This window comes from Kitasatospora sp. NPDC033851 (assembly GCF_055576085.1).
The window spans coordinates 291,225-313,577 of record NZ_JBVIRL010000006.1 but is presented as its reverse complement, the minus strand read 5'-3'; the positions used below and the strand labels follow the sequence as shown (position 1 = coordinate 313,577).

24 protein-coding genes are annotated in these 22,353 nt (G+C 72.2%); 14 read left to right on the top strand and 10 right to left on the bottom strand.

What is annotated here, in order from left to right; all coding sequences use genetic code 11:
- Nucleotide 1 precedes the first annotated feature (1 nt).
- From resB to ACZ51D_RS15030, 3 genes are all read left to right on the top strand, one after another.
- Nucleotides 2–1,834, top strand: a complete 1,833-nt coding sequence (resB, locus tag ACZ51D_RS15040; protein WP_465662481.1) for a cytochrome c biogenesis protein ResB — start codon at nt 2–4, stop codon at nt 1,832–1,834.
- 3 nt (nt 1,835–1,837) lie between these two features.
- The gene (gene ccsB / locus ACZ51D_RS15035; RefSeq protein ID WP_360495581.1) at nt 1,838–2,968 is read left to right on the top strand and encodes a c-type cytochrome biogenesis protein CcsB; all 1,131 of its coding nucleotides are present in this window, start codon (nt 1,838–1,840) and stop codon (nt 2,966–2,968) included.
- Nucleotides 2,969–3,090: 122 nt separating this feature from the next.
- Nucleotides 3,091–3,501, top strand: coding sequence for a hypothetical protein (locus ACZ51D_RS15030; protein WP_360495578.1), 411 nt, complete (start codon nt 3,091–3,093; stop codon nt 3,499–3,501).
- Between the two features lie 6 nt (nt 3,502–3,507).
- Here ACZ51D_RS15030 and ACZ51D_RS15025 read toward each other — a convergent pair whose 3' ends face one another.
- Nucleotides 3,508–4,596, bottom strand: coding sequence for a ScbA/BarX family gamma-butyrolactone biosynthesis protein (locus ACZ51D_RS15025; protein ID WP_465662479.1), 1,089 nt, complete (start codon nt 4,594–4,596; stop codon nt 3,508–3,510).
- 348 nt (nt 4,597–4,944) lie between these two features.
- Between ACZ51D_RS15025 and ACZ51D_RS15020 the strand changes: the two genes are divergently transcribed.
- A complete protein-coding gene (locus tag ACZ51D_RS15020; protein ID WP_465662478.1) occupies nt 4,945–5,571 on the top strand; it encodes a ScbR family autoregulator-binding transcription factor in 627 nt (208 codons plus the stop codon).
- A gap of 33 nt (nt 5,572–5,604) precedes the next feature.
- On the opposite strand, the gene ACZ51D_RS15015 is transcribed toward ACZ51D_RS15020, so the two are convergent.
- The 4 genes from ACZ51D_RS15015 to ACZ51D_RS15000 form a co-directional block, all read right to left on the bottom strand.
- The gene (locus ACZ51D_RS15015; protein WP_465662477.1) at nt 5,605–6,216 is read right to left on the bottom strand and encodes a ScbR family autoregulator-binding transcription factor; all 612 of its coding nucleotides are present in this window, start codon (nt 6,214–6,216) and stop codon (nt 5,605–5,607) included.
- Between the two features lie 235 nt (nt 6,217–6,451).
- Nucleotides 6,452–6,661: an acyl-CoA carboxylase subunit epsilon gene (locus ACZ51D_RS15010; RefSeq protein ID WP_465616025.1), complete on the bottom strand. Its 210-nt coding sequence runs from the start codon at nt 6,659–6,661 to the stop codon at nt 6,452–6,454.
- A gap of 96 nt (nt 6,662–6,757) precedes the next feature.
- Entirely contained in the window at nt 6,758–8,359 is a 1,602-nt protein-coding gene (locus ACZ51D_RS15005) for an acyl-CoA carboxylase subunit beta (protein ID WP_465616027.1), read from the bottom strand.
- Nucleotides 8,360–8,810: 451 nt separating this feature from the next.
- Nucleotides 8,811–9,230, bottom strand: a complete 420-nt coding sequence (locus ACZ51D_RS15000; RefSeq protein WP_465616029.1) for a PLD nuclease N-terminal domain-containing protein — start codon at nt 9,228–9,230, stop codon at nt 8,811–8,813.
- Between the two features lie 93 nt (nt 9,231–9,323).
- Between ACZ51D_RS15000 and ACZ51D_RS14995 the strand changes: the two genes are divergently transcribed.
- From ACZ51D_RS14995 to ACZ51D_RS14985, 3 genes are read left to right on the top strand one after another with little or no spacing between them, the layout of a single operon-like run.
- Entirely contained in the window at nt 9,324–10,781 is a 1,458-nt protein-coding gene (locus ACZ51D_RS14995; protein WP_360495557.1) for a menaquinone biosynthesis decarboxylase, read from the top strand.
- The gene (gene mqnP, locus ACZ51D_RS14990) at nt 10,778–11,674 is read left to right on the top strand and encodes a menaquinone biosynthesis prenyltransferase MqnP (protein ID WP_465662476.1); all 897 of its coding nucleotides are present in this window, start codon (nt 10,778–10,780) and stop codon (nt 11,672–11,674) included. The genes ACZ51D_RS14995 and mqnP overlap by 4 nt, the downstream gene beginning before the upstream one ends.
- A gap of 3 nt (nt 11,675–11,677) precedes the next feature.
- Nucleotides 11,678–12,223, top strand: coding sequence for a diadenosine tetraphosphate hydrolase (locus ACZ51D_RS14985; RefSeq protein ID WP_465662474.1), 546 nt, complete (start codon nt 11,678–11,680; stop codon nt 12,221–12,223).
- A 40-nt stretch (nt 12,224–12,263) separates the two neighbouring features.
- Here the strand turns inward: ACZ51D_RS14985 and ACZ51D_RS14980 are convergent, their stop codons facing one another.
- Nucleotides 12,264–13,058: a Rossmann-fold NAD(P)-binding domain-containing protein gene (locus tag ACZ51D_RS14980; protein WP_465616034.1), complete on the bottom strand. Its 795-nt coding sequence runs from the start codon at nt 13,056–13,058 to the stop codon at nt 12,264–12,266.
- Between the two features lie 339 nt (nt 13,059–13,397).
- Here ACZ51D_RS14980 and ACZ51D_RS14975 point away from each other — a divergent pair, with 339 nt between their 5' ends.
- The gene (locus ACZ51D_RS14975; RefSeq protein ID WP_465662472.1) at nt 13,398–13,850 is read left to right on the top strand and encodes a hypothetical protein; all 453 of its coding nucleotides are present in this window, start codon (nt 13,398–13,400) and stop codon (nt 13,848–13,850) included.
- 72 nt (nt 13,851–13,922) lie between these two features.
- On the opposite strand, the gene ACZ51D_RS14970 is transcribed toward ACZ51D_RS14975, so the two are convergent.
- On the bottom strand, nt 13,923–14,678 hold the full coding sequence (locus tag ACZ51D_RS14970) for an alpha/beta fold hydrolase (protein ID WP_465616037.1): 756 nt from the start codon (nt 14,676–14,678) through the stop codon (nt 13,923–13,925).
- A gap of 30 nt (nt 14,679–14,708) precedes the next feature.
- Nucleotides 14,709–15,935: an FAD-dependent oxidoreductase gene (locus tag ACZ51D_RS14965; protein WP_465616039.1), complete on the bottom strand. Its 1,227-nt coding sequence runs from the start codon at nt 15,933–15,935 to the stop codon at nt 14,709–14,711.
- A 101-nt stretch (nt 15,936–16,036) separates the two neighbouring features.
- Here ACZ51D_RS14965 and ACZ51D_RS14960 point away from each other — a divergent pair, with 101 nt between their 5' ends.
- Nucleotides 16,037–16,852, top strand: coding sequence for a TetR/AcrR family transcriptional regulator (locus tag ACZ51D_RS14960; RefSeq protein WP_465616041.1), 816 nt, complete (start codon nt 16,037–16,039; stop codon nt 16,850–16,852).
- Nucleotides 16,849–17,232: a VOC family protein gene (locus ACZ51D_RS14955; RefSeq protein ID WP_465662470.1), complete on the top strand. Its 384-nt coding sequence runs from the start codon at nt 16,849–16,851 to the stop codon at nt 17,230–17,232. The genes ACZ51D_RS14960 and ACZ51D_RS14955 overlap by 4 nt, the downstream gene beginning before the upstream one ends.
- Nucleotides 17,233–17,239: 7 nt before the next feature.
- On the opposite strand, the gene ACZ51D_RS14950 is transcribed toward ACZ51D_RS14955, so the two are convergent.
- Both ACZ51D_RS14950 and ACZ51D_RS14945 read right to left on the bottom strand, forming a co-directional pair.
- Nucleotides 17,240–17,956, bottom strand: coding sequence for an MOSC domain-containing protein (locus tag ACZ51D_RS14950; RefSeq protein ID WP_465662468.1), 717 nt, complete (start codon nt 17,954–17,956; stop codon nt 17,240–17,242).
- 76 nt (nt 17,957–18,032) lie between these two features.
- On the bottom strand, nt 18,033–18,785 hold the full coding sequence (locus ACZ51D_RS14945; RefSeq protein ID WP_360495521.1) for a cyclase family protein: 753 nt from the start codon (nt 18,783–18,785) through the stop codon (nt 18,033–18,035).
- Between the two features lie 66 nt (nt 18,786–18,851).
- Here ACZ51D_RS14945 and ACZ51D_RS14940 point away from each other — a divergent pair, with 66 nt between their 5' ends.
- The 4 genes from ACZ51D_RS14940 (at nt 18,852) to mqnE (ending at nt 22,294) form a co-directional block, all read left to right on the top strand.
- Nucleotides 18,852–19,535: a UbiX family flavin prenyltransferase gene (locus ACZ51D_RS14940; RefSeq protein WP_465662467.1), complete on the top strand. Its 684-nt coding sequence runs from the start codon at nt 18,852–18,854 to the stop codon at nt 19,533–19,535.
- A gap of 119 nt (nt 19,536–19,654) precedes the next feature.
- Nucleotides 19,655–20,113, top strand: coding sequence for an Lrp/AsnC family transcriptional regulator (locus ACZ51D_RS14935; RefSeq protein WP_030055719.1), 459 nt, complete (start codon nt 19,655–19,657; stop codon nt 20,111–20,113).
- 3 nt (nt 20,114–20,116) lie between these two features.
- On the top strand, nt 20,117–21,079 hold the full coding sequence (locus tag ACZ51D_RS14930; RefSeq protein WP_360495515.1) for a threonine ammonia-lyase: 963 nt from the start codon (nt 20,117–20,119) through the stop codon (nt 21,077–21,079).
- Nucleotides 21,080–21,130: 51 nt separating this feature from the next.
- Nucleotides 21,131–22,294, top strand: a complete 1,164-nt coding sequence (mqnE, locus tag ACZ51D_RS14925; protein ID WP_360495512.1) for an aminofutalosine synthase MqnE — start codon at nt 21,131–21,133, stop codon at nt 22,292–22,294.
- Nucleotides 22,295–22,353 lie beyond the last annotated feature (59 nt).

Here is a 22,353-nt window from a genome sequence, read left to right as displayed (position 1 = left end):
CGTGAGCAACACCACGACCGAGACCGAGCAGCCCCCGGCGCCGGACGACCTCGCCGCCGAGCGGCTCAGCTCCGCGCCGGTCGAGTCCGACGGACCGACCGGCATAGGGGCGTTCGGCTGGGCGCGCTGGATGTGGCGTCAGCTGACCTCGATGCGGGTCGCCCTGATCCTGCTCTTCCTGCTCTCGCTGGCCGCCATCCCCGGCTCGCTGATCCCGCAGTACCAGAACGGCCAGGGGCAGCTGAAGGTCGAGGCGTGGAAGGCGCAGCACGGCACCGTCGCGCCGATCTACGAGAAGCTCCAGCTGTTCGACGTCTACAGCTCGGTCTGGTTCTCCGCGATCTACATCCTGCTGTTCGTCTCGCTGGCAGGCTGCATCGTCCCGCGGACCTGGCAGTTCGTCGGCGTGCTGCGCGCCCAGCCGCCGGCCGCGCCGCGCAACCTGACCCGGATGCCGGTGCACGCGGCCTGGCGCACCGAGGCGGACGCCGACACGGTGAACGCCGCCGCACACCGGCTGCTGCGCAAGCGCGGCTTCCGCGCCGACCTGTCCGGCGGCGCGGTGGCCGCCGAGAAGGGCTACCTGCGCGAGGTCGGCAACCTGCTCTTCCACCTGTCGCTGTTCGCGCTGCTCGGCGGCTTCGCCTGGGCCAGCCTGGCCTCGGGCACCGGCGGCAAGCTGATGGTCGAGGGCGAGGGCTACTCCAACACCATCACCCAGCTCGACGACTTCAACGGCACCCGGTTCTACGGCAGCGACGACCTCGACCCCTTCTACCTGAAGCTGGACACCTTCACCGCGAAGTTCCAGGCCAGCGGCTCCCAGATCGGCGCCGCCCGGCAGTTCACCGCGAACGTCGAGTACGCGACCGGCAGTGACGCGTCGAAGCTGAAGAAGTCCACGATCGAGGTCAACCACCCGCTGGAGATCGGCGGCAGCAAGGTCTACCTGATCGGCCACGGCTTCGCCCCGGTCGTCACCGTCCGCAACGCCAAGGGCGAGGTCGTCTACAGCGGCGCCACGCCGTTCCTCCCGCAGGACGCCAACCAGACCTCCACCGGCGTCGTGAAGGTCTCCGACTACGGCGAGAAGGACGGCCAGCGGACCCAGCTCGGCTTCAGCGGCTTCTTCCTGCCGACCGCGCCGGTGAGCTTCGAGGGCACCGGTCCGATCTCGCTGTTCCCGGACGACGCGGCGCCGGAGCTGGTCCTGAACGCCTACGCGGGCGACCTGGGCACCGACTCCGGCCTCCCGCAGAACATCTACCAGCTCAACATGCGGAAGATGACCCAGCTGACCCAGGACGGCCAGCCCGCCAAGATCCGGCTCAGGCCCGGCCAGGCGTGGGACCTGCCGGACGGCTACGGCACCGTCACCTTCGAGGGCTACAAGCGCTGGGCCAGCTTCGACGTCTCGCACCGCCCGGGCAACGCGATCGCCCTGTCCGGTGCGGTGCTGGCGATCCTCGGCCTGATCGGCTCGCTGTTCGTGCAGCGCCGCCGGATCTGGGTGCGGGCGGTCGCCCTGCCGGGCGGCGGCACCCAGGTGGAGCTGGCCGGGCTGGGCCGCAGCGAGTCGGCGAAGATCGCCGAGGAGCTGGCCGAGCTCGCGGTGGACCTCCAGGACGACGCCCCCGCCTCCGAGGAGGACGACGCCCCCGCCCCCGCCCCCGCCCCCGCCTCCGAGGGCGAGGACGAGCACAAGCACGAGCACGAGGACGACACCCCGGCTCCGGACGGCGAGGAAGCCGCCGCCGGATCCGCTGACACCGAGGCCGAGGCCTCAGACCCCGCAGACCCCGCAGTCCCCGCCGACCAGAACTCCAAGGAGTAGACGGTGCATCTCGCCTCGGGGGTCGACCCACACCTGGCCGACCTCTCCAACAAGCTGATCTATTCGGCGATGGTGGTCTACACGATCGCCATGTTCGCCCAGATCTTCGAGTGGACCTTCGGCAGCAAGGGCGCCGTCGCGGTCCGCTCGAAGGAGCAGTCGGGGAACCTGGCCGAGACCGTCGCCGCCGCCGGCACCAAGGGCGGCAAGAAGGTCACGGTGACCGTCGCGGGCGCCAACGGTGGCACCACCACGTTGACCCGCACCGCCCTGGCGGGCGAGGGCGCGACGGTGGTCACCAGCGGACGCGGCGAGGAGGAGGTGGACGGCCCGGGCGCGGCCGGCACCAGCGAGAAGGCCGACCTGGCCGGCCGGATCGCGGTCTCGCTCACCGTCCTGGGGTCCCTGCTGCACGCGGGCGGCGTGATCACCCGCGGCCTCTCGGTGTCCCGCTGGCCGTGGGGCAACATGTACGAGTTCTCCTGCGCCTTCGCGCTGGCCATGGCGGCGGCGTACATCGTGCTGCTGGCCGCGCGGAAGAACGTCCGCTGGCTCGGGCTGCCGGTCACCATCGCGGTCCTGCTGACGCTCGGCATCGCCACGTCGATGCTGTACACCGACTCCGACCAGCTCGTCCCGGCGCTGCACTCGCCGTGGCTGGCGATCCACGTCTCCACCGCGATCTTCTGCGGCGGCGCCTTCTACGCGGCGTTCATCGCCACGCTGCTCTACCTCGGCAAGGACTCCTTCGACAAGCGGATCGCGGCCGGTCTGACCACCGGCCCGCTGGGCACCCCGGCGTCGGTCTGGCGCCGGCTGCCCGCCGCTTCCACCCTCGACAAGCTGTCCTACCGGATCAACGCCCTGGTCTTCCCGCTCTGGACCTTCACCATCATCGCGGGCGCGATCTGGGCCGAGGCGGCCTGGGGCAAGTACTGGGAGTGGGACCCGAAGGAGACCTGGTCGTTCATCACCTGGGTCGCCTACGCCTGCTACCTGCACGCCCGGGCGACGGCCGGCTGGAAGGGACGCAAGGCGGCCTACCTGGCGCTGGCGGCCTTCGCCTTCTGGCTCTTCAACTTCTACGGCGTGAACATCTTCGTCACCGGCAAGCACTCGTACGCGGGGATCTGACCGGGGCGCAACCACCCACCGGCCCGGCTCTCCGCAGAAGGGTAGCCGGGCCGAGGTGTGACAGGGGTAGTTCGTGCCGGCCGCCGGTCGGCGCGAGAGGGAACTGAGGAGGAAATCGCGCAATGGAGTGCGAAGAGGTCATGCTGACCGTCCGAATCACCGCCGCCGAGCGCATGCTGCTCCGCCGGCTCGCCCAGGGACACCGGAGCGACGTGTCCGAGGTGGTGGCCGACGCTCTGCTGGACATCATTCCCACGCTGAGCGCGCCGGGGGACGCCTACCGGCTGCTGGGGGCGCTCGCGATGCCCGCACCGTGTGCCCTGACGGTCTGGCTGCCGTCCGCGCTGGCGGACCTGCTGGTGCCCGGCGCGGCCCGGATCGCGCAGATCACCGACGTCCGGATCGAGTCGGCCAGTGCCGCCCTGGGGGCGGCGCTGCGGCTCTGGCTGGCCCAGGACCCGGTCAGGCTGGCGACCAACCTCAGCGTGATGCACGCCGGGCGGCGGCCGTCATCGGCGCTGGTGGCCGCGTAGCGGGGGTCAACTGGCCAGCGGCAGCCGAGTGCTGCCGAGGCCCGGCGCGGCGGTGCGGCCGTCGAGGGCGTCCCGCCGGGCCGGCACCGTCGGGCCCTCGGCGGGCCCGTCCAGCGGCCCGTCCAGGGGCTCGGTGAGCAGCCGGCACTCGGCCGCCGTCCGCCCGTCCTGGATCAGCTGGACCCGTACGGGCAGTCGGCGGCCGTCCGCCGCCGGCTCGGGGACGGCCCGGACGAAGCAGGGCCGGTCCAGCTCGATGTAGTGGTCGAAGGAGGTCACCAGCTCGACCGGCACCACCGGCTCGGGGTGGCGCAGCCGCTGGGCGGCCTGCCGGGCGGCCTCCAGCACCAGCATCCCGGGCACGTGGTCCAGCTCGTGGTCGAAGAGCACCGGGTGGGTGGCGTCGGCGCGCAGCAGCCAGGTGTCCGGTCGCAGGGTCGGGCTGAGCACCACGTCGGCGGGCTGTGCGCGGCCGACGAGTTCGGGCGCGGTGGGGGCCGGCGGCCGCGGCGGGGCGACGGCGTGCCGTCCGGGGCCGCGCAGCCGGGCGTACGAGGCGGGGGAGAGCACGCGCAGCTGGCCCGAGCCCCGGCCGATCGGTCGGCCGTCCCGGGTGACCTCGGCGTGCACCCGCAGGGAGACCAGTCGGCCGTGCCGCATCCGGACGTCCTCGCAGCCGACGGCGAGCATCAGCGAGGCCGGGGCGGAGGTGACGGCCAGGCCGGGCAGGCCGGGCTCGGCGAGGGCGTAGGAGAGGTCGTCCATGACGAAGTGATGGCCGCGCGGCACCCCGAACCCGGCGTGGCCGATCAGCAGCCCGGCCTGCCGGACGGTCTCGGCCATCAGCACCGGGTCGTGGTAGCGGTCCCCGGGCAGCCGGTAGAAGCCGTGCAGCCGGGGCCACTGGGCGCCGAGCAGGAAGTCGTACGGGCCGGTGGCCTGCCAGCCGGTGAGGAGGACCTCGGACACCGAGGCGCGGTGCACCAGGTGCCGGGAGACGGTCCGGTCGTGGAAGTCGTAGCCGGAACCGGGGCCGAGGCCGGGTCCGGGGTGGGCGTACGCGCCGTGGGGGTCCGGCTCTACGATCGATGGCATGACTGGCCCCCGCTCCCAGGGTGTCGGTCGAGCGGCCGCCATGGACGCCCGAGCAAAACATACAGACCACCCGGTTTGTGTTCAGCGACTGGGGTGCCCCGGCCGCGCAGCCCGGCCCGCTCACGCTACCCGCCCCGTGGGCTGGGGCAATGCCCTACGGATGACCGCAGACCTTGGGCGGGGGGCCGTCCCCGCTGGACGGCGGGGGCGACGCACGCGCTAGATTAGATACCAACCATGCGGTTTCGGTCGCGGCCGTCCGCATGCGAGCGTCGCTCCCGGCAGGGGGCGCGCCGACAGCAGCCGGGCGGGGAGGGGATCACGCCCGGTCGAGTCCGGAGGGGGCCAGTGGTCAAGCAGGAACGGGCTGGGCGGACCCGGCAGGCCGTGCTGCTCGCCGCCGCGGAGACCTTCGCGCGGGTGGGCTTCGAGGCCGCGAGCCTGGTCGACATCAGCCGCCGCGCCGGGGTCAGCAAGGGCGCCCTCTACTTCCACTTCGTGTCCAAGCAGGCCCTCGCCGACGGGGTGCGCGGCGCCGCCGGGCGGGAGATCGGCTCGGCCGCGCTGCGTGCCCTGCGCGCCGACGGCCCGGCCCTCCAGGGGCTGATCGACTTCTCGCACGAGCTGGCCCGGATGCTGCGCGAGGACCTGGTGGTGCGGGCCGGCGTGCGGCTCGGCCGCCAGGGCCCGCGCCGGAACGCCTTCCCGCCCGGCCCGCCCGGCCCCGACGCCACCTGGCGCAGTCTCACCGCGGTCGTCCACCGCCTGCTGGACCGCGCCGCCCAGGCCGGCGAGCTGCGCCCCGGGGTGGACCTGGCGGCCACCGCCGAGCTGCTCACCGCGGTGGCGGCCGGCCAGGTGCTGCTGGCGGGCGAGGAGACCGACCGGCCCCGGCCGGAGGCCGTGCGCCGGGTGTGGACGGCCGCGCTGCCGGCCCTGGTGGCGGCGGAGAACCGGGCCGGCTACCGGCTCTGACCGGCCCGGCCCGGGTCCGATCCGGGCGCGCGGTCAGGAGCGCTCGGCCACGCTCAGCCGGGCGAGCGCGTGCGGCTGGACCAGGCCGGGCAGCAGTAGCGTCCACAGGTCGGCCATCCGCTGGATCAGGTCCTGCCGGTCGGCCAGCACCTGGGAGCTCAGCTGGATCCCGGTGACGGCCCCGGTGATCACCCCGGAGGCCGCGACCAGGTCGATCCCCGGGTGGAGGTCGCCGGCGTCCCTGGCGTGCTCCAGCAGCTCCCGGACCAGGTCCATCCAGCCCTGGTAGGCGGCGATCTGCGGCTGGGTGAAGCTGCCGTGCTCGATGGTCAGCCGGATGCTGCCGCGCACCAGCGGGTCGTCCTGGAGCGCGCGGGCGAAGGCGTACCCGAGGTCGATCAGGTTCTGCACCGAGCTGTCCGAGGACGGCTCCCAGCCGGTGATCCAGGCGCCCTGTCCCTCGATGACGGCGAGCGCCAACTCCTCCTTGGAGCGGAAGTGGAAGTACAGCGCGCCCTTGGTGACGCCGGCGCGGTCCAGGATCTCGGACATCGTGGCGGCGGCGTAGCCGCGCTCGTCGAACACCTCGGCCGCCGCGAGGAGTACCGCCTGGCGGGTCGCCAGCGCGCGGGCCTGCCTGGCCATCGCAGCCTCCCTGGAAAGTTCTGGTACCTCGGCAGCGGCCGATCCTATGGGGCCGACGGGGCGGCGGAGGCATACCGTCCAGTAGGCATCCTACCGAGCCGCCGGTCGGCTGTTCCCGGCCCGAGGCGCACCGGGGCGGACCGGACGGACGCGAAGGGTGCGCCCGCTCCCCGGGAACGGCCGACGGCCGGTCACCCGATGGGGGTGACCGGCCGTCGGCGGAAGCCGCGGGCCGTCAGGCGGCCTGCTGCCAGCTGACCGGCGAGTAGTAGGCCGGACGGCGCTCCAGGCGCTGCCAGTTGGCGATCGGCTCGATCGGCGCGGAGGCGGCGGCCTGCTGCGCGGCGGCGGCGCGCGAGATCAGGACGGCGGTCAGGGCGGCGAGTTCCTCGTCGGTGAGGCTGCCGCGGACGATGCGGACGAGGGGTTCGGCGGAAGCGGTCATGTTCTGGTTTCTCCCCCGGTTGCTGTGGTCTGAGGTGGTGCCCGCTGCGGTGCTCGGTGCCGTGCTCGGTAGGGCTTGCTGCGGTGAACCGCGCTGCTACATCGGCGGGTTGCCGTGCTTGCGGCTGGGCAGGTCGGCGTGCTTCGTGCGGAGCATGGCCAGGGCGGAGGCGATCACCTGGCGGGTTTCGGCCGGGTCGATGACGTCGTCCACGAGGCCGCGCTCGGCCGCGTAGTACGGGTGCATCAGCTCGCTCTTGTATTCCTTGATCTTCTGGGCGCGCATGGCGTCCGGGTCCTCGGCGGCGTTGATCTCGCGCCGGAAGATGACGTTGGCCGCGCCCTCGGCGCCCATGACGGCGATCTCGTTGGTCGGCCAGGCGTAGGACAGGTCGGCGCCGATGGAGCGGGAGTCCATCACGATGTAGGCGCCGCCGTAGGCCTTGCGCAGGATCAGCGAGATGCGCGGCACGGTGGCGTTGCAGTACGCGTACAGCAGCTTGGCGCCGTGGCGGATGATGCCGCCGTGCTCCTGGTCGACGCCGGGCAGGAAGCCGGGGACGTCGAGCAGGGTGACCAGCGGGATGTTGAAGGCGTCGCACATCTGCACGAAGCGGGCGGCCTTCTCGCTGGCGTGGATGTCCAGCACGCCGGCCAGCGACTGCGGCTGGTTGGCGATGATGCCGGTGACGTGGCCGTCGACCCGGGCCAGCACGCACAGCACGTTGGTGGCCCAGCGCTCGTGGACCTCCAGGTACTCGCCGTGGTCGACGATCTCCTCGATCACCTTGCGCATGTCGTACGGGCGGTTGCCGTCGGCGGGCACCAGGTCCAGCAGGCCGTCGTTGCGCCGCTCGACCGGGTCCTCGCTCACCACGGACGGCGGCATCTCGCGGTTGTTCTGCGGCAGCATCGACAGGAGGAAGCGGACCTCCTCGATGCAGGACTGCTCGTCGTCGTAGATGAAGTGGGCCACCCCGGAGACGCCGGCGTGCACGTCCGCGCCGCCGAGGCCGTTCTGGCTGATCTTCTCGCCGGTGACCGCCTGGACCACGTCCGGGCCGGTGATGAACATCTGCGAGGTCTCGCGGACCATGAAGACGAAGTCGGTCAGCGCGGGGGAGTACGCGGCGCCGCCGGCGCACGGGCCGAGCATCACCGAGATCTGCGGGATGACGCCGGAGGCCTTGGTGTTGCGCTGGAAGATGCCGCCGTAGCCGGCCAGCGCGGTGACGCCCTCCTGGATGCGGGCGCCGGCGCCGTCGTTCAGCGAGACCAGCGGCGCGCCGGCCGCGATGGCCATGTCCATGATCTTGTGGATCTTCTGCGCGTGGGCCTCGCCCAGCGCGCCGCCGAAGATCCGGAAGTCGTGCGCGTAGGTGAAGACGGTGCGGCCGTGGACGGTGCCCCAGCCGACGACGACGCCATCGGTGTGCGGCTTCTTGGCCTCCAGGCCGAAGCCCTGGGCGCGGTGCCGGCGCAGCGGCTCGACCTCGCAGAAGGAGCCCTCGTCCAGCAGCAGCTCGATGCGCTCGCGGGCGGTCAGCTTGCCCTTGGCGTGCTGGGCCTCGGTGGCCTTGTCGCTGGGGCCGCGGCGGACCTTCTCGCGCAGCTCGTGCAGCTCGGCGACCCGACCGCGGGCGTCGGCCGAGACCTCGGGAACCTCGCCGTCGACCGGCGCCTCATGCACAACCGTCATCTCGAACCACTCCAAGGGTGAGGGAACTGTCCGACAGCCAACGTCTGCTGTGCCCCCGGCCGCGAATCACTTTCTTCACTTATGACTGTACGAGGGGCCGTGCGCTGGTTTCGGCGTCGATTCCGTACAAGGTCGGGTTCGTTTAGCTGTCAGGCTTGCACAGAAGCGGGCGGGTCGGAGCCGGAGCGCTGGGTGTTCGTTCGAATACCGGGGGTTGTCGGGCAGATGATGGTCCGATGATCTGAGCATGAACAAAAGCGCAGGTCAGGGCCGTCCCTCAGTAATGTAGGTCGGTCATCTGGGGTGCCGCTCAAGGTCCACTCAAGCCGGGCGCCCGGATCGAGGCCATCCGCGTGAGACGGCGTTCAGTCGTAGGGAAGCGCCAAAAAGGCCACGGCCCACCCGAGGTCGCCCGGGTGGGCCGTTGGAGGGATCGTGAGAACCCCCGTGATCAGCTCTTTCGGCCGTCCTCCGGCTCGTCGCGGTCGCGCAGCTCCCGCTCCCGGCGGCGCAGATCGGCCTCCCATTCCTTGAGCATGGACTCGTGGTCCTTGTCGCTCTTCTTCAACGAGGCGAGGAACTCCGGGTCGTCGTCCGGCGCGAGCGGACGCCCGCCACGCGCGGCGGGCCGCCCCGGGCCGTCGGCGGCCGGGTACCCCGGGTAGCCGTCGGCGGTCGCGGCCCGCAGGAAGCGCTGCTTGCCGGCGATCAGCCAGGCGATCGGGCCGAGCGGCGGGAAGAGCAGCACGATCAGCACCCAGACCACCTTCGGCAGATGCCTCACCTCGTCCTCGGGCGTCGTCAGACAGTCGACGAACGCCCACACCCAGAGCGCGAGCGGAAGGACGATGGTCAGCAGAATCCGCAACATGGCTGCGAGCTCCCCCCAGCGGGCGGCATTGGCGGGCGCCTTCCCGGGGCCCTTGACGCAAGCCAGGCTATCTGGTGGCGGATACTGACAGGCATGGCATACGACGATCTCCGCTCGTTTCTCCGGGCCCTCGACCGCGAAGGCGACCTCAAGCGCATCAAGGCGGAGGTGGATCCCCACCTGGAGATCGGCGAGATCGTCGACCGCGTGCAGAAGGCCAAGGGCCCCGCGCTGCTCTTCGAGAACGTCAAGGGCTCGTCGATGCCGCTCGCGATGAACGTCTTCGGCACCGAGCAGCGCCTGGCCAAGGCGCTCGGCCTCAAGGGCCCCGACGACATCTCCGAGAAGATCGCCGGCCTGCTCAAGCCCGAACTGCCGCAAGGCTTCACCGGCTTCCGTGACGCCTTCGGCAAGCTCGCCTCCATGGCGCACGTCCCGCCCCGGAACGTGAAGTCCGGCGACGCCCCGGTGCAGGAAGTCGTCCTCACCGGCGACGACGTCAACCTGGACGAGCTGCCCGCCCTCTTCACCTGGCCGCTGGACGGCGGCTCCTTCTTCAACCTGGGCCTCACCCACACCAAGGACCCGGACAGCGGCATCCGCAACCTGGGCCTCTACCGGCTCCAGCGGCACGACCGCCGCACCATCGGCATGCACTGGCAGATCCACAAGGACAGCCGCAACCACTACGCGGTGGCCGCCCGTCGTGGGGAGCGCCTCCCGGTCGCGATCGCCTTCGGCTGCCCGCCGGCCGTCACCTACGCCGCCACCGCGCCACTGCCGGGCGACATCGACGAGTACCTCTTCGCCGGCTTCATCGCGGGCGAGCGGGTCCGGATGGTCGACTGCAAGACCGTCCCGTTGCAGGTGCCCGCCGACGCCGAGGTCGTGCTGGAAGGCTGGCTGGAGCCCGGCGAGATGCTGCCCGAGGGCCCGTTCGGCGACCACACCGGCTTCTACACCCCGCAGGAGCCGTTCCCGGCGCTCACGATCGACTGCGTGACGATGCGCCGCCGCCCGATCCTGCAGTCCATCGTGGTCGGCCGCCCCCCGACGGAGGACGGCCCGCTGGGCAAGTTCACCGAACGGTTCTTCCTGCCGCTGCTGAAGATCATCATCCCGGACATCGTCGACTACGACCTGCCCGAGGCCGGCGGCTTCCACAACTGCGTGATCGTCTCGATCGACAAGAAGTACCCCAAGCACGCCCAGAAGACGATGCACGCGATCTGGGGCGCCCACATGATGTCGCTGACCAAGCTGATCATCGTGGTGGACGCCGACTGCGACGTGCACGACTACCAGGAAGTCGCCTGGCGGGCCTTCGGCAACGTCGACTACAGCCGGGACCTCACCGTCGTCGAAGGCCCGGTCGACCACCTCGACCACGCCTCCTACCAGCAGTTCTGGGGCGGCAAGGCCGGCATCGACGCGACCCGCAAACTGCCCGAAGAGGGCTACACCCGCGACGGCGGCTGGCCGGAGATGGTCTCCTCGGACCCGGCCACCGCCGCGCTGGTCTCGCGTCGCTGGAAGGAGTACGGGCTGTGAGCACGGCCGCTGTCGAAACCCCGGGGCGTACGAAGGCGTTCCTGCGGTTGGTGATGATCGAGCACTCGGTCTTCGCCCTGCCCTTCGCGTACATCGCCGCACTGACGGCCATGTTCCTCGCCGACAAGCGGGTGCACTGGGGGCAGCTGTTCGTCGTCACCGTGTGCATGGTCGGGCTGCGGACCTTCGCCATGGCCGCCAACCGGATCATCGACCGCGAGATCGACGCCCGCAACCCGCGCACCGCCTCGCGCGAACTCGTCACCGGCGCGGTGTCGTTGAAGACCGCGTACGCCGGGTCCGCCGTCGCGCTGGTGGTCTTCCTCGGCGCGGCCGCCATGCTCAACCCGCTCTGCCTGGCCCTCGCCCCGGTCGCCGTCGTGCCGATGGTCGTCTACCCGTACGGCAAGCGGTTCACCGACTTCCCCCAGGCGATCCTCGGCCTCGCCCAGGCCATGGGGCCGGTCGGCGCCTGGCTCGCGGTGACGGGCACGTGGTCCTGGGAGGCCGTCGTCCTCGGCGTGGCCGTCGGCATCTGGATCGGCGGCTTCGACCTCATCTACGCCTGCCAGGACGTCGAATCCGACCGGCAGGGAGACGTGCGGTCCGTACCGGCCCGCTTCGGCATCCCGGCGGCGATCCGGGGCGCGCGCGTGTGCCACGTCCTGACAACGCTCCTGTTGGGCTGGTTCGCGCTGTTGACGGGCGCCGGAGTGGCGTTCTGGGTCGGCCTCGTGGTCGTCGCGGGCGCCTTCCTGTACGAGCACACCATCGTCAAGCCGAACGACCTGTCGAAGCTCAACCGGGCGTTCTTCCAGACCAACGGGTTCGTGGGCATCTCGCTGTTCGTCTTCGCCCTGCTGGACCTGATCATTCGCGGCCTCGGAATCTGATCCTTGCTTCGAGATGATGCGCAAGGCGTCGAGCTACGGGCGGCCGACTGGCGCGCCGACCGCATCGGCAGTGCGCTCCGGGGCGAGAACCCCACCGTGCTGCGGCGCTTGGACGCCGGCTTCGCCGTCATCGGAGACGTCCAGTTCCTGCCCGGCTACTCGGTCCTGCTGACCGATACGCCGGGTGCGGAACGTCTCAGCGACCTGCCCCGCCCGCGCCGCCTCGCGTACCTCGCCGACCTCGACCGCCTCGGCGAGGCCGTCGAACGGGCGTGCCGCGCCGCCGATCCGGCCTTCCGCCGGGTCAACCTCGAAATCCTGGGCAACAAGGACCCGTTCCTGCACGCCCACATCTGGCCCCGCTACGACTGGGAGCCCGCCCACCTCGTCCAGCGCCCGGTGTGGCTCTACCCGCCCACGCACTGGCAGGACCCGCAGCACGCCCTCGGCCCCACACACGACGCGCTCCGCACCGCCGTCACCGCCGAACTCGACGTACCGGTCGAGGATGAGTGCGGCTCCCCCCAGCCCGGATGGTCTTCACCGTGACGCCGGCGAAGGCTGCGGCCTGCGTGACGTCCCGCCGCGTTCAGCGGAACAGGGCGGCGTGGTCCGTTGCCCAGGTGTGGAAGCTGCGGGCCGGGTGGCCGGTGAGGTCCTGGACGGTTGTCGTCACCGGCTCGGGGGCGGTGATGCGGGCGTGGATGAAGTCCAGTGCGCCGTCGGCGATGGCCGGGGGCCGGCCGGTGCAGAGCATGCGGTGGCGGGCGGCTTCGCGGGGGATCTCCTGCCAGCGCGCCGGGCGGCCTGCGGCCTTGCCGATGATGCTCACCTGTTCCGCCTGCGTGGGCGAGTCGGGGCCGGTGAGGACGTACCGGGCGCCGTCGTGGCCGTCCTCGACCAGGGCCCGGACGGCGACGGCCGCGATGTCCCGCTCGTCCACGGGGTTCAGCCCGGCCGTACCGCCGTAGCCCCGCACCGCGCCGTCGGCCCTGATCTCCTCCGACCACTGCAGCGCGGTGGCGAAGCCGTGCGCCCGCAGCACGGTGTGCCGTACCCCGCTCCCGGCGAGCAGCGTCTCGATCGTGCCGTCCGGTCGGCCGGGGACGGCCGATGACAGGAACACCACTCGCCCGACCTCCCGGGCGAGCACCCCGACGGCCTCCGCCGCCCCCTCCGGGGTCGGGAACGGCCACCCCAGCAGGACCGCGCCGACGCCCTGCGCTGCCGCCTCCAGGGACATCGGGCCGAGCAGGGCCCGCTGTGTCAGGGTCCGCGCCCGCACCCCGGCGGCCACGAGCTGCAGCCCGACGTGCCGTCCGACCGTCCCGGAGGCGCCGACCACCAGCACGGGCGACGTGTCGTCAACTCGCTTATCTGTCATGTATCGAACGTAAGCGAGGAACATGAGACACCCCATGCGTACGGGTCCAGAGTCCATGCGCCATCGTCTACCCGGCGCGCGCCCAAATCCCGTGCGCCCCCTGGCGCTTCGAGCGCTGACTATTCGTCAATCCGGTTAACACGGGGCGCGATCGACGTGTTACGTTCCGTGGCGTACGCGGAAAGAGTTGACCCCGGCGGTGCTGGAACACCCCGGGGCCCGGCACCAGGAGCCAACACTCCCCATGCACATTCATCGTAGCGTCCGGACGCGCAGCTTCACCGTTCTTCCGAACGAGATCGTCACCCGGAAGAAGTACCCACCCTCCCCGCAGAGGAGTTGACGCCACCGCCCGACCCGCAGGTCCAGGAGGCGGTCGCCGCGCTCTACCGGGTCATCCGCCGAGAGCCCCGCCTGCGCCTCGGCGAGCGCGAGGCCCTCGCCCTCGCACCCCTCGTCGCCGAGTGGCTGGCGCGCGGCGCCACCGAGGCCGACCTCACCCAGGCCCTCGTCCCCGGCCTCCCGCAGCCCGTGCACTCCCCGGTCGGCATCCTCCGCAATCGCCTGAAGCGCAAACTGCCCCCACCGGGCCGTCCGGCTGTCGCCCCGCCCCCGCGCACCGAATGCCGCGAGTGCCGCGCCCCCGTGCCCAGCCCGGGCATCTGCCGCCCCTGCGCCGGCCTCGTCCCCCGGCGACCCGTCCCCGACCCGGCCACCGCCCGCACCGGTGCCGCCATCGCCCGCACCGCCCTCCTCGCCGCCCGCAGACTCACCCTGCGCCCCGCCTGCTGATCCCGATCCGTTGCGCCACTCCAGGCGCAGGAAGTCGGCCCCGCCGACTTCCTGCGCTGCGCAGCCGGGGCCTCAGTTGTGCAGGAAGCCCTCCAGGGAGGCGGCCAGGGCCACCGGTGCCTCGTACATCGGGTAGTGGCCGGTGCCGCCGAGCTCCTCCAGCTCGGCGTTGGGGTAGTGGCTGAGCCAGGTGCCGCGCATGACGTCGGCGGTGAGGGCGAGGTCGTGTTCGCCGACGATCACCTTGACCGGGACGGGGTGGCCGCTGATCCGGTGCTCGAGGTCGGCGGTGGTCCAGTCGCGGGCGTAGCCGCCGAAGGCCTCGGGCGTGGACAGGTGCAGGGACTGGTCGACCATGCGGTCGAGCCAGACCCGGCCGGCTCGTCGCCCGGTGACGAGGTCGAGGATCGTGAGCCGCTTCTCCCGGTCCTCGGCGGCGCCGTAGAACAGCGCCTCGCCGGCCTCGTCCAGCGGGTAGGCCCCCGCGGGCACCGGAGCCAGGCCGACCAGTTTGCGGACCCGCAGCGGGGCTTCGGCGAGCACCTGCTGGGCGGCCTTGCCGCCCATCGAGTGGCCGACCACCGAGAAGCGGTCCCAGCCGAGCTGGTCGGCGAGGGCGAGCGCGTCGGCGGCGATCTCGGCGAGCGTGTAGTCGCCGGGGACGTCCTTGCGTTCGCCGTAGCCCCGGTAGTCGAGGAAGGCGTAGCTGAAGGCGCCGCCGTCGAGGTAGTCGAGGAACGGGCCCCAGCCCACGCTGGTGCCGAACCAGTCGTGCAGGACCAGGACGTGGTGGTCGCCGGTGCCGGTCGAGCGGTGAGGGATCGTCATGCCATCGGTCATTCCCGGCGGCCCGCCGGCTCACGCCGCCGGTCGTCGGGCGAAGGCCGGGGCGTGCTCGGGCAGCGGGCCGAAGGCGACCATGCGGGACAGCAGCAGCGGGAAGCCGGGGACGTAGCGGGCGAGCAGCACCAGCTGGGTGGGCGGGCCGACCCGGCGGCCGGTGAGGACGGGCTCGAACATCACGCGGTGCAGGACCCGCTGCAGGCGCTGCATGATCACGGTCGGCCGCCACCGGCGGCGCTGCACCCGGGCCAGGGCCGCGACGGTGGGGCGGCCGCGCCGCAGCGGTTCGGCGAGCAGGGTGGCGGCCGCGACGGCGTCCTGGATGGCCAGGTTGATGCCGACCCCGCCGGCCGGGGACATCGCGTGGGCGGCGTCGCCGATCAGCAGCAGTCCGTCGGCGTACCAGCGGTCCAGCCGGTTGAGTTTGACGTCGAGCAGGTGGACGTCGTCCAGGCTCGTCAACTGGTCGACCCGGTCGGCGTATTGGGGGAGCAACCGGGCGATCCGCTCGCGGAAGCGCTCGATGCCCTCGGCGCGCAGCTGGGGGTCGGTGCCCTTGGCCCTGAAGTAGGCGATCTGGAAGTAGTCGTCGCGGGTGAGGCTCAGCGCCATGTCGCCGTGCCCGAAGCCGGGGGCGAGGTTGGGCGGCGCGGCCTGCTCGTCGGCGTGCCGGGGGAGGCGGAACCACCAGGTGTCGAAGGGCACCGGGTACTCCTCGGGCTGCAGTCCGGCTTCCTGGCGCAGGGTGGAGTGCCGTCCGTCGGCGGCGACGGTGAGCGCGGCGCGCAGTTCGCCCTCCTCGCCGTCCCGGGTGCGGTACCGCACGCCGACCACCCGGCCGCCCTCCCGGAGCAGGCCGGTCGCCTCGGTGTTCATCCGCACCGTGAAGGTGGGTTCCCGCTGCGCCGCCGCGACGAGGAAGTCGAGCAGGTCCCACTGCGGGATCATCGCGATGTAGTCGTACGGCGCGCGCAGCCGCTCGAAGGCGCTCAGGGCGACCGGGCCGACTCCGGGCACGGGCACCACCATGTTGCCGAGCCGGCTCTGCGGCAGTGCGGCGAACTCCCGGCCCAGGCCGAGTTCGTCCATCAGTCGCACGGTGGAGGCGTGGACGGTGTCGCCGCGGAAGTCGCGCAGGAAGTCCCCGTGCTTCTCCAGCACCGTCACCTCGATTCCTGCGCGGGCCAGCATCAGGCCCATCATCATTCCGGCCGGACCGCCCCCGGAGATCACGACGCTCATGGCCGTCTCCCTTCAGTGTTCGACAGATCACTGTCCGTGTGGAACTTGCATTAATAGACTCTCTGGAACCGTCTCAGGTGTCAAGTAGTACGATGCTTCACATGAAGGATCTGGTGGCGGCCGCTGTCGCGGCGGCGAAGGAGCGGGGCCAGGACGTCGCCGACGTCCCGCTGACGGCGATCGCCGCGGCGGCCGGCATCTCCCGCAGCACACTGCTGCGTCGGCTCGGCGGCTCCCGCGCGGCGCTGGACGAAGCGGTCCGGCAGGCCGGGGTCGACCCGGGCGGGCGGCCGCCGGTGCGCGAGCGCGCGATCGAGGCGGCGGCCCTGCTGGTGGCCGAGCGCGGCCTCGCCGGAATCACCCTGGACGCCGTCGCCGACCGGGCCGGGTGCTCGCTGCCCAGCCTGCACACCGTCTTCGAGGGACGGGACGGTCTGCTCGCCGCCGTCTTCGAGCACTACGGCCCACTGCCGGACCTGGAGGCCCTGGCGGCCGACCCGCCGGAGCGCCTCGCGGACACCGTCCGGGCGTTCTACGACACCTTTGCCGCGGCCTTCGCCCAGGAGCCCCGGATCGTCCCGGCCGTCCTCGCCGACCTGTTCAGCCGCCCGGACGGTCCCGCCGCGAAGATGATGGCGGCCAACCTGCCGCGGATGTTCGACGGCCTCGACCGGCTGCTGCGGCCGCACATCGAGGCCGGACGGCTGCGGCCACTGCCGCTCCCGGTGCTGGTCCAGCTGCTGTTCGGCCCGCTGATCACCCACATCCTGCTGCGGCCGGTGCTCGAACCCGCCCTCGGCGCCGGTCTGCCCTCGCTGGCGGAGTCCATCGACCTCTTCGTCGACTCCTACCTGCGGGCGGTCGCCCTCCCCGGGGCAGAATCCGAGGGCCGCAACCAGGCCCGAGGAGAACCGTGATCGGCAAACTGCAGTGCCTCGTGCTCGACTGCCCGGATCCGGCGATCCTCGCCCGCTTCTACGCCGCCCTGCTCGGCGGCGAGGTGGACCGCCCGGACCCGCGCTGGTCGCTGGACACGGACTGGTCCACCCTGCACCTCGACGGCGGCGCGGTGCTCTGCTTCCAGGGCGTCGCCGACCACCGCCCGCCGCGCTGGCCCGACCCGGAGCACCCCGCCCAGGCCCACCTCGACATCGACGTCGAGGACCTGGCCGCCGCCCACCGCGACGTCCTCGCCCTCGGTGCCACCCACCTCCACGACGCCGGCCGCTGGCGCATCTACGCCGACCCCGCCGGGCACCCCTTCTGCCTGATCGGCCCGCCGCGCAGCACGAGTTGACGGTTCGTCAGTCCAGTGTCAGCCGATCGCCCACGCGGAGTCGGCCCGGGGCGGCGACCTCGGCGAGGGCGTCGAGGCGGCCGTCGTGGGCGTGCACGACGGCCTTGAGGATCTCGGGTGCGTGCGGCAGTCCCGGCTGCGGGGCGCCGGTCATCGGGCAGCGTTCGCTGGAGGTGACGAAGGCGAGCCGGGCGCTGTCCGGGGCCCCGCCGTGGGCCTGGCGGCCGAGCCAGGCGTCTTCGACGAAGGGCGGGGTGCCGGGCGGGGTGCGCAGCACGATGTTGGGCCGGAAGCGGCGTTCGTCGACGGCGGCGAAGGGGACGGTCTCGCGCACCCAGTCCAGGGTGGCGGTGCTGAGCACGCTGACCGGCAGCCGGTCGAAGTGCGAGACGGCGTCCTCGCGGGCGAGTTCGACGTCCTCGCGTTGGAGGTAGGCGCGCAGGAAGGCGGTCGGCCGGTCGACCGGGCGGCCGAGCGGGTCGAACAGTTCGGGCCCGTCGATCCGATGGCCGAGGCGGGCGGAGAGGCGGAGCAGGCCGTCCATCCGGCGGAAGCGGCGGGTGTTCTTGCCGGAGCCGAGCTTCCCGGTCGCGTCGCGGACGGCGTAGAGGCGGTCGCCGGCCAGGCCGCGCTCGTCCACCTCGACGGAGTCGAGCCGCTCGCCGCCGGTGGATTTCACGGGGTAGCGCCAGAGTCGCTCGATCACTCCGATGATCTCAGCCATGGGCGGACAGCGTACTGGCGCCACCGGGGGATGGTCTAGACCAAGTGAGGTGCGCGCGGCGGCGACCGGCTGCGGCTCAGCCCAGCCGGGCCACCGCCCGTACCGGGGCGCCGTCCGCCGCGACCAGCCGCAGCGGGAACAGCGAGACCGCCACCGGCCGGCCGGCCTCCTGCGCCTCCAGCAGCGCCCGCAAGTCGGTCAGGTTCTCGGCGATCACCCCGCCGCCGGGCGCCCCCAGCAGCACCCGGTGCGCGGCGAGCGACGGTTCGGCGGCGGTGTCCTGGTCGTGCTCGTCGGTGAGGTCGGCCAGCAGGGCGGCCACCGCGGGGTCCCCGGGGCCCGGGTCGGGCGTCGGGTCGACGCTGAGCGCGTCCACCCCGACCGTCCGCACCCCGGCGGCCACGATCGCCTCGGCGGCGGCCGGGGTCAGGCTGGGGTGGGCGAGGTAGGCGTCGGTGCCCCAGTGCCGGGCCCAGCCGGTGGCCAGCAGCAGGACGGTGCCCTCGCCGGAGTCCGCGGCCCGTTCCAGCGCGGGCGCCAGCAGGTCGGGGGTGACGGCCGTCCGGGGCTCCAGCCCGCGCAGGTCGGCGAGTACGGCGGGCCCGGTGAACCGCTCCAGCGGCAGGCCGTCCAGGGTCGGCCAGGTGACGTCCACGTGGTACGGCGCGTCCACGTGGGTCCCGGACTGCGAGCCGAGGTGCAGGGCCAGCACGTTCACCCCGGCGGTGGCGGTGGTGAGTGCGGGCTCCAGCAGGACGGCCGGATCGCCGGGGTAGACCGGCATCGCGGTGGTCACCTGATGGGTGAGGTCGACGAGGGTCGCTGCCATGCCCCCATCCTTCCAGGGGCGACCGCGGATGCGGCTCCGCCGGGTGAAGCCGGATAGAAATGCCCCATGGGACATGCGAAGCGTCAGCCGTGGGTGGTCGGGGTCTCGGGCGCGTCGGGGACGCCGTACGCGGCCTCGGTGATCCGGGGGTTGCTGGCGGCCGGTGAGGCGGTGGACCTGATCGTCAGCCGGGCCGCCCGGCTGACGATCCTGGACGAGACCGGCATCTCCTTCCGGGACGCCCACTGGCGCGCCGACCTGGCCGCCTGGCTGGGCGTGGAGGGCCCCGAGGACGGCCTGGACGACGTCCGCTACTGGCCCGCCGGGGACTTCGCGGCCGGCCCGTCCAGCGGCTCGTACCCGGCCAAGGGCATGCTGGTGGTGCCCGCGACCACCGGCGCGGTGGCCGGGATCGCGCTGGGCCTGAGCAAGGACCTGCTGCAGCGGGTCGCCAGTGTCACCCTCAAGGAGCGCCGCCCGCTCGTCGTGTGCGTGCGCGAGACGCCACTCAACGGGGTGACGTTGAAGCACCTGGTGGAGCTCGACGCGCAGGGCGCGGTCGTCCTGCCCGCTTCGCCCGGTTTTTACGCCGGCGGCTCCACCGTGCGCGAACTCGTGGATTTCGTGGCCGGACGGGTGTTGGACGCCGTCGGCGTGCCGCATTCCCTGTACCTGCGCTGGGAGGGCGAGTTGGGCGCGGCCGCCCGCCGAGCGGACGGGAATGGGGGCGCTTCGGCTGAGGGGGAGTAAGGAGACCGAGGGCGGGAGAGTATCTTCTCTGCGATATCCGGGTCGGTCGGCGCACGGCGCCTTTGAATCCGGATAATGATCTGTGGGTCTGGAGAGGTTCGGAAGGACGCGGACGGTATATGGACACGGTGGACAGACAGCTCATCCAGGCGCTCCGGGAGAACGGCCGTGCGTCCTACGCCGAGCTGGGCCGGTTGGTCGGACTCTCCGGCCCGAGCGTCACGGACCGGATCAACCGCCTGGAGCAGGCCGGGGTCATCACGGGGTACCGCGCGACGGTCAACCCGGCCTCGCTCGGTTTCGGCGTCACGGCCCTGATCGGCCTTCAGCTCACGGACGCGGCGGACCACGAGGACGTGGCGTTCCGGCTGAAGGACCTCAACGAGGTCGAGGACTGCTGGTTCATCGCCGGCGACGACTCCTACATGCTCAAGGTCCGGGTGGCCGACGTGGCCGGCCTGGAGTCGGTGGTGAAGCGGATCTCGGGCACCAAGGGCGTGGCCCGGACCCGCACCACCGTCGTACTCTCCACGAAGTGGGAAAACCGGGTGAGTGAACTTCCTCCTGTAGGAGAGTGACGCATGGCACTGGTCGGTCTGGAGGAGCTGCGCGCAGCTCGGCAGCGGATCGCGGGGGTCGCCGTGCGCACCCCGCTGGTTCCCGCCCCTTGGGCGGCCGAGGGGGAGCGGCGGCTCTGGCTGAAGCCGGAGAACCTCCAGCCGACCGGGGCCTTCAAGACCCGCGGCGCCTACAACCGGCTGGCCGCGCTGACGGCGGACGAGCGGGCCCGCGGCGTGGTCGCCCAGTCCAGCGGCAACCACGCGCAGGCGGTGGCGTACGCGGCGCAGCTGCTCGGCATCAAGGCCGTGATCGTGATGCCGGACACGTCGCCGGCGGTGAAGGTGGAGGCCACCCGGGGGTTCGGCGCCGAGGTGGTGCTGGTGTCCCCGGCGGACCGGGACACCCTGCCCGGCGAGCTCGCCGAGAAGCACGGCTACGTCTGGGTGCCGCCGTACGACGACCCGTTCATCATCGCGGGCCAGGGCACGGTGGGTCTGGAGATCGCCGAGGACGCCCCGGCGGAGCTGGACACCGTGCTGGTGCCGGTCAGCGGCGGCGGGCTGATCGGCGGGACGGCGGCCGCGCTCAAGCTCACCCGCCCGGGCATCCGGGTGATCGGCGTGGAGCCCGAGCTGGCGGCCGACGCCCAGGCCAGCCTGCGGGCCGGGCGCCGGCTCTCCTGGCCGGTCGCCGACACCTACCGCACCATCGCGGACGGCCTGCGCACCCCGTCCGTCGGCGTGCTGCCGTACGAGCACATCACCGCCTACGTGGACGACATCGTCACCGTCACCGAGGACGAGATCCGGGCCACCGTCGCCCTGCTGGCCCGCCGCGGCAGGCTGGTCGCCGAGCCCTCCGGGGCGGTCGCCCCGGCCGCGTACTTCCACCGCGCCGCCGAGACCGGGGGCCAGTCGGTGGCGGCCGTGGTCAGCGGCGGGAACATCGAACCCGCACTGCTCGCCGAGCTGCTCTCCGCATAGGCGTACGCTCGTTCCGGCAAGGAATCGAAGTCGGAGGAGGCGGGTCACCGCATGGACGCAGGGCTCAAGCGCGAGCTGGAGGCGAAGGTCTACGCGGGTGAGCGGCTGACCCGCGAGGACGGGATCGCGCTCTACGAGAGCGACGACCTGGCCTGGCTGGGTGGTCTGGCCCACCACGTGCGGACGCGGAAGAACGGCGACGTCGTCCACTTCAACGTCAACCGCCACCTCAACATGACCAACGTGTGCAACGCGTCCTGCGCGTACTGCTCGTTCCAGCGCAAGCCGGGCGAGAAGGACGCCTACACGATGCGCATCGAGGAGGCCGTCCGCCTCGCCAAGGCGATGGAGGTCGACTCCCTCACCGAGCTGCACATCGTCAACGGTCTGCACCCGACCCTGCCGTGGCGCTACTACCCGCGCTCGCTGCGGGAGCTGAAGGCGGCCCTGCCGACCGTCTCGCTGAAGGCCTTCACCGCCACCGAGATCCACTGGTTCGAGAAGATCAGCGGCCTGTCCGCCGACGAGATCCTGGACGAGCTGATCGACGCCGGCCTGGAGTCGCTGACCGGCGGCGGCGCGGAGATCTTCGACTGGGAGGTCCGCCAGCACATCGTCGACCACGACACCCACTGGGAGGACTGGTCGCGGATCCACCGCCTCGCGCACAGCAAGGGCCTCAAGACGCCGGCCACCATGCTGTACGGCCACATCGAGGAGCCCCGTCACCGGGTGGACCACGTGCTGCGGCTGCGCGAGCTGCAGGACGAGACCGGCGGCTTCCAGGTCTTCATCCCGCTGCGCTACCAGCACGACTTCCACGACTCCAAGGACGGCGTCGTGCGCAACAAGCTGATGGCCCGCACCGAGATGGCCACCGGCGCCGAGGCGCTGAAGACCTTCGCGGTCTCCCGGCTGCTCTTCGACAACGTCCCGCACGTCAAGGTCTTCTGGGTGATGCACGGCGTCACCACCGCCCAGCTGGCGCTCAGCCACGGCGCGGACGACATGGACGGCTCGGTCGTCGAGTACAAGATCACCCACGACGCGGACAACTTCGGCACCCCGAACAAGCTCGGCCGCGACGACCTGCTCGGCCTGATCCGCGACGCCGGCTTCCGCCCGGTCGAGCGCAACACCCGCTACGAGATCATCCGCGAGTACGAGGGCCCGGACCTGACGCGCCGTGAGACCCCGCAGGCGATGCGCCTCTGACCTGCCCTCCGACCAGCGCACTCTCCCGCCGCCCGGGCCGCACTCCGGCCCGGGCGGCG

Coding starts and splice junctions, on each gene's coding strand:
- ACZ51D_RS15025 (WP_465662479.1), bottom strand. CDS start 4,596: ATGCCATCGATCGTAGAGCCGGACCCCCACGGCGCGTACGCCCACCCC.
- ACZ51D_RS15005 (WP_465616027.1), bottom strand. CDS start 8,359: ATGACGGTTGTGCATGAGGCGCCGGTCGACGGCGAGGTTCCCGAGGTC.
- ACZ51D_RS15000 (WP_465616029.1), bottom strand. CDS start 9,230: ATGTTGCGGATTCTGCTGACCATCGTCCTTCCGCTCGCGCTCTGGGTG.
- ACZ51D_RS14980 (WP_465616034.1), bottom strand. CDS start 13,058: ATGACAGATAAGCGAGTTGACGACACGTCGCCCGTGCTGGTGGTCGGC.
- ACZ51D_RS14960 (WP_465616041.1), top strand. CDS start 16,037: ATGAAGGATCTGGTGGCGGCCGCTGTCGCGGCGGCGAAGGAGCGGGGC.
- ACZ51D_RS14965 (WP_465616039.1), bottom strand. CDS start 15,935: ATGAGCGTCGTGATCTCCGGGGGCGGTCCGGCCGGAATGATGATGGGC.
- ACZ51D_RS14950 (WP_465662468.1), bottom strand. CDS start 17,956: ATGGCTGAGATCATCGGAGTGATCGAGCGACTCTGGCGCTACCCCGTG.
- ACZ51D_RS14930 (WP_360495515.1), top strand. CDS start 20,117: ATGGCACTGGTCGGTCTGGAGGAGCTGCGCGCAGCTCGGCAGCGGATC.
- ACZ51D_RS14940 (WP_465662467.1), top strand. CDS start 18,852: ATGGGACATGCGAAGCGTCAGCCGTGGGTGGTCGGGGTCTCGGGCGCG.
- ACZ51D_RS14970 (WP_465616037.1), bottom strand. CDS start 14,678: ATGACGATCCCTCACCGCTCGACCGGCACCGGCGACCACCACGTCCTG.
- ACZ51D_RS15015 (WP_465662477.1), bottom strand. CDS start 6,216: ATGGCCAGGCAGGCCCGCGCGCTGGCGACCCGCCAGGCGGTACTCCTC.
- mqnE (WP_360495512.1), top strand. CDS start 21,131: ATGGACGCAGGGCTCAAGCGCGAGCTGGAGGCGAAGGTCTACGCGGGT.
- ACZ51D_RS14935 (WP_030055719.1), top strand. CDS start 19,655: ATGGACACGGTGGACAGACAGCTCATCCAGGCGCTCCGGGAGAACGGC.
- ACZ51D_RS14945 (WP_360495521.1), bottom strand. CDS start 18,785: ATGGCAGCGACCCTCGTCGACCTCACCCATCAGGTGACCACCGCGATG.
- ACZ51D_RS15010 (WP_465616025.1), bottom strand. CDS start 6,661: ATGACCGCTTCCGCCGAACCCCTCGTCCGCATCGTCCGCGGCAGCCTC.
- ACZ51D_RS15030 (WP_360495578.1), top strand. CDS start 3,091: ATGGAGTGCGAAGAGGTCATGCTGACCGTCCGAATCACCGCCGCCGAG.
- ACZ51D_RS14995 (WP_360495557.1), top strand. CDS start 9,324: ATGGCATACGACGATCTCCGCTCGTTTCTCCGGGCCCTCGACCGCGAA.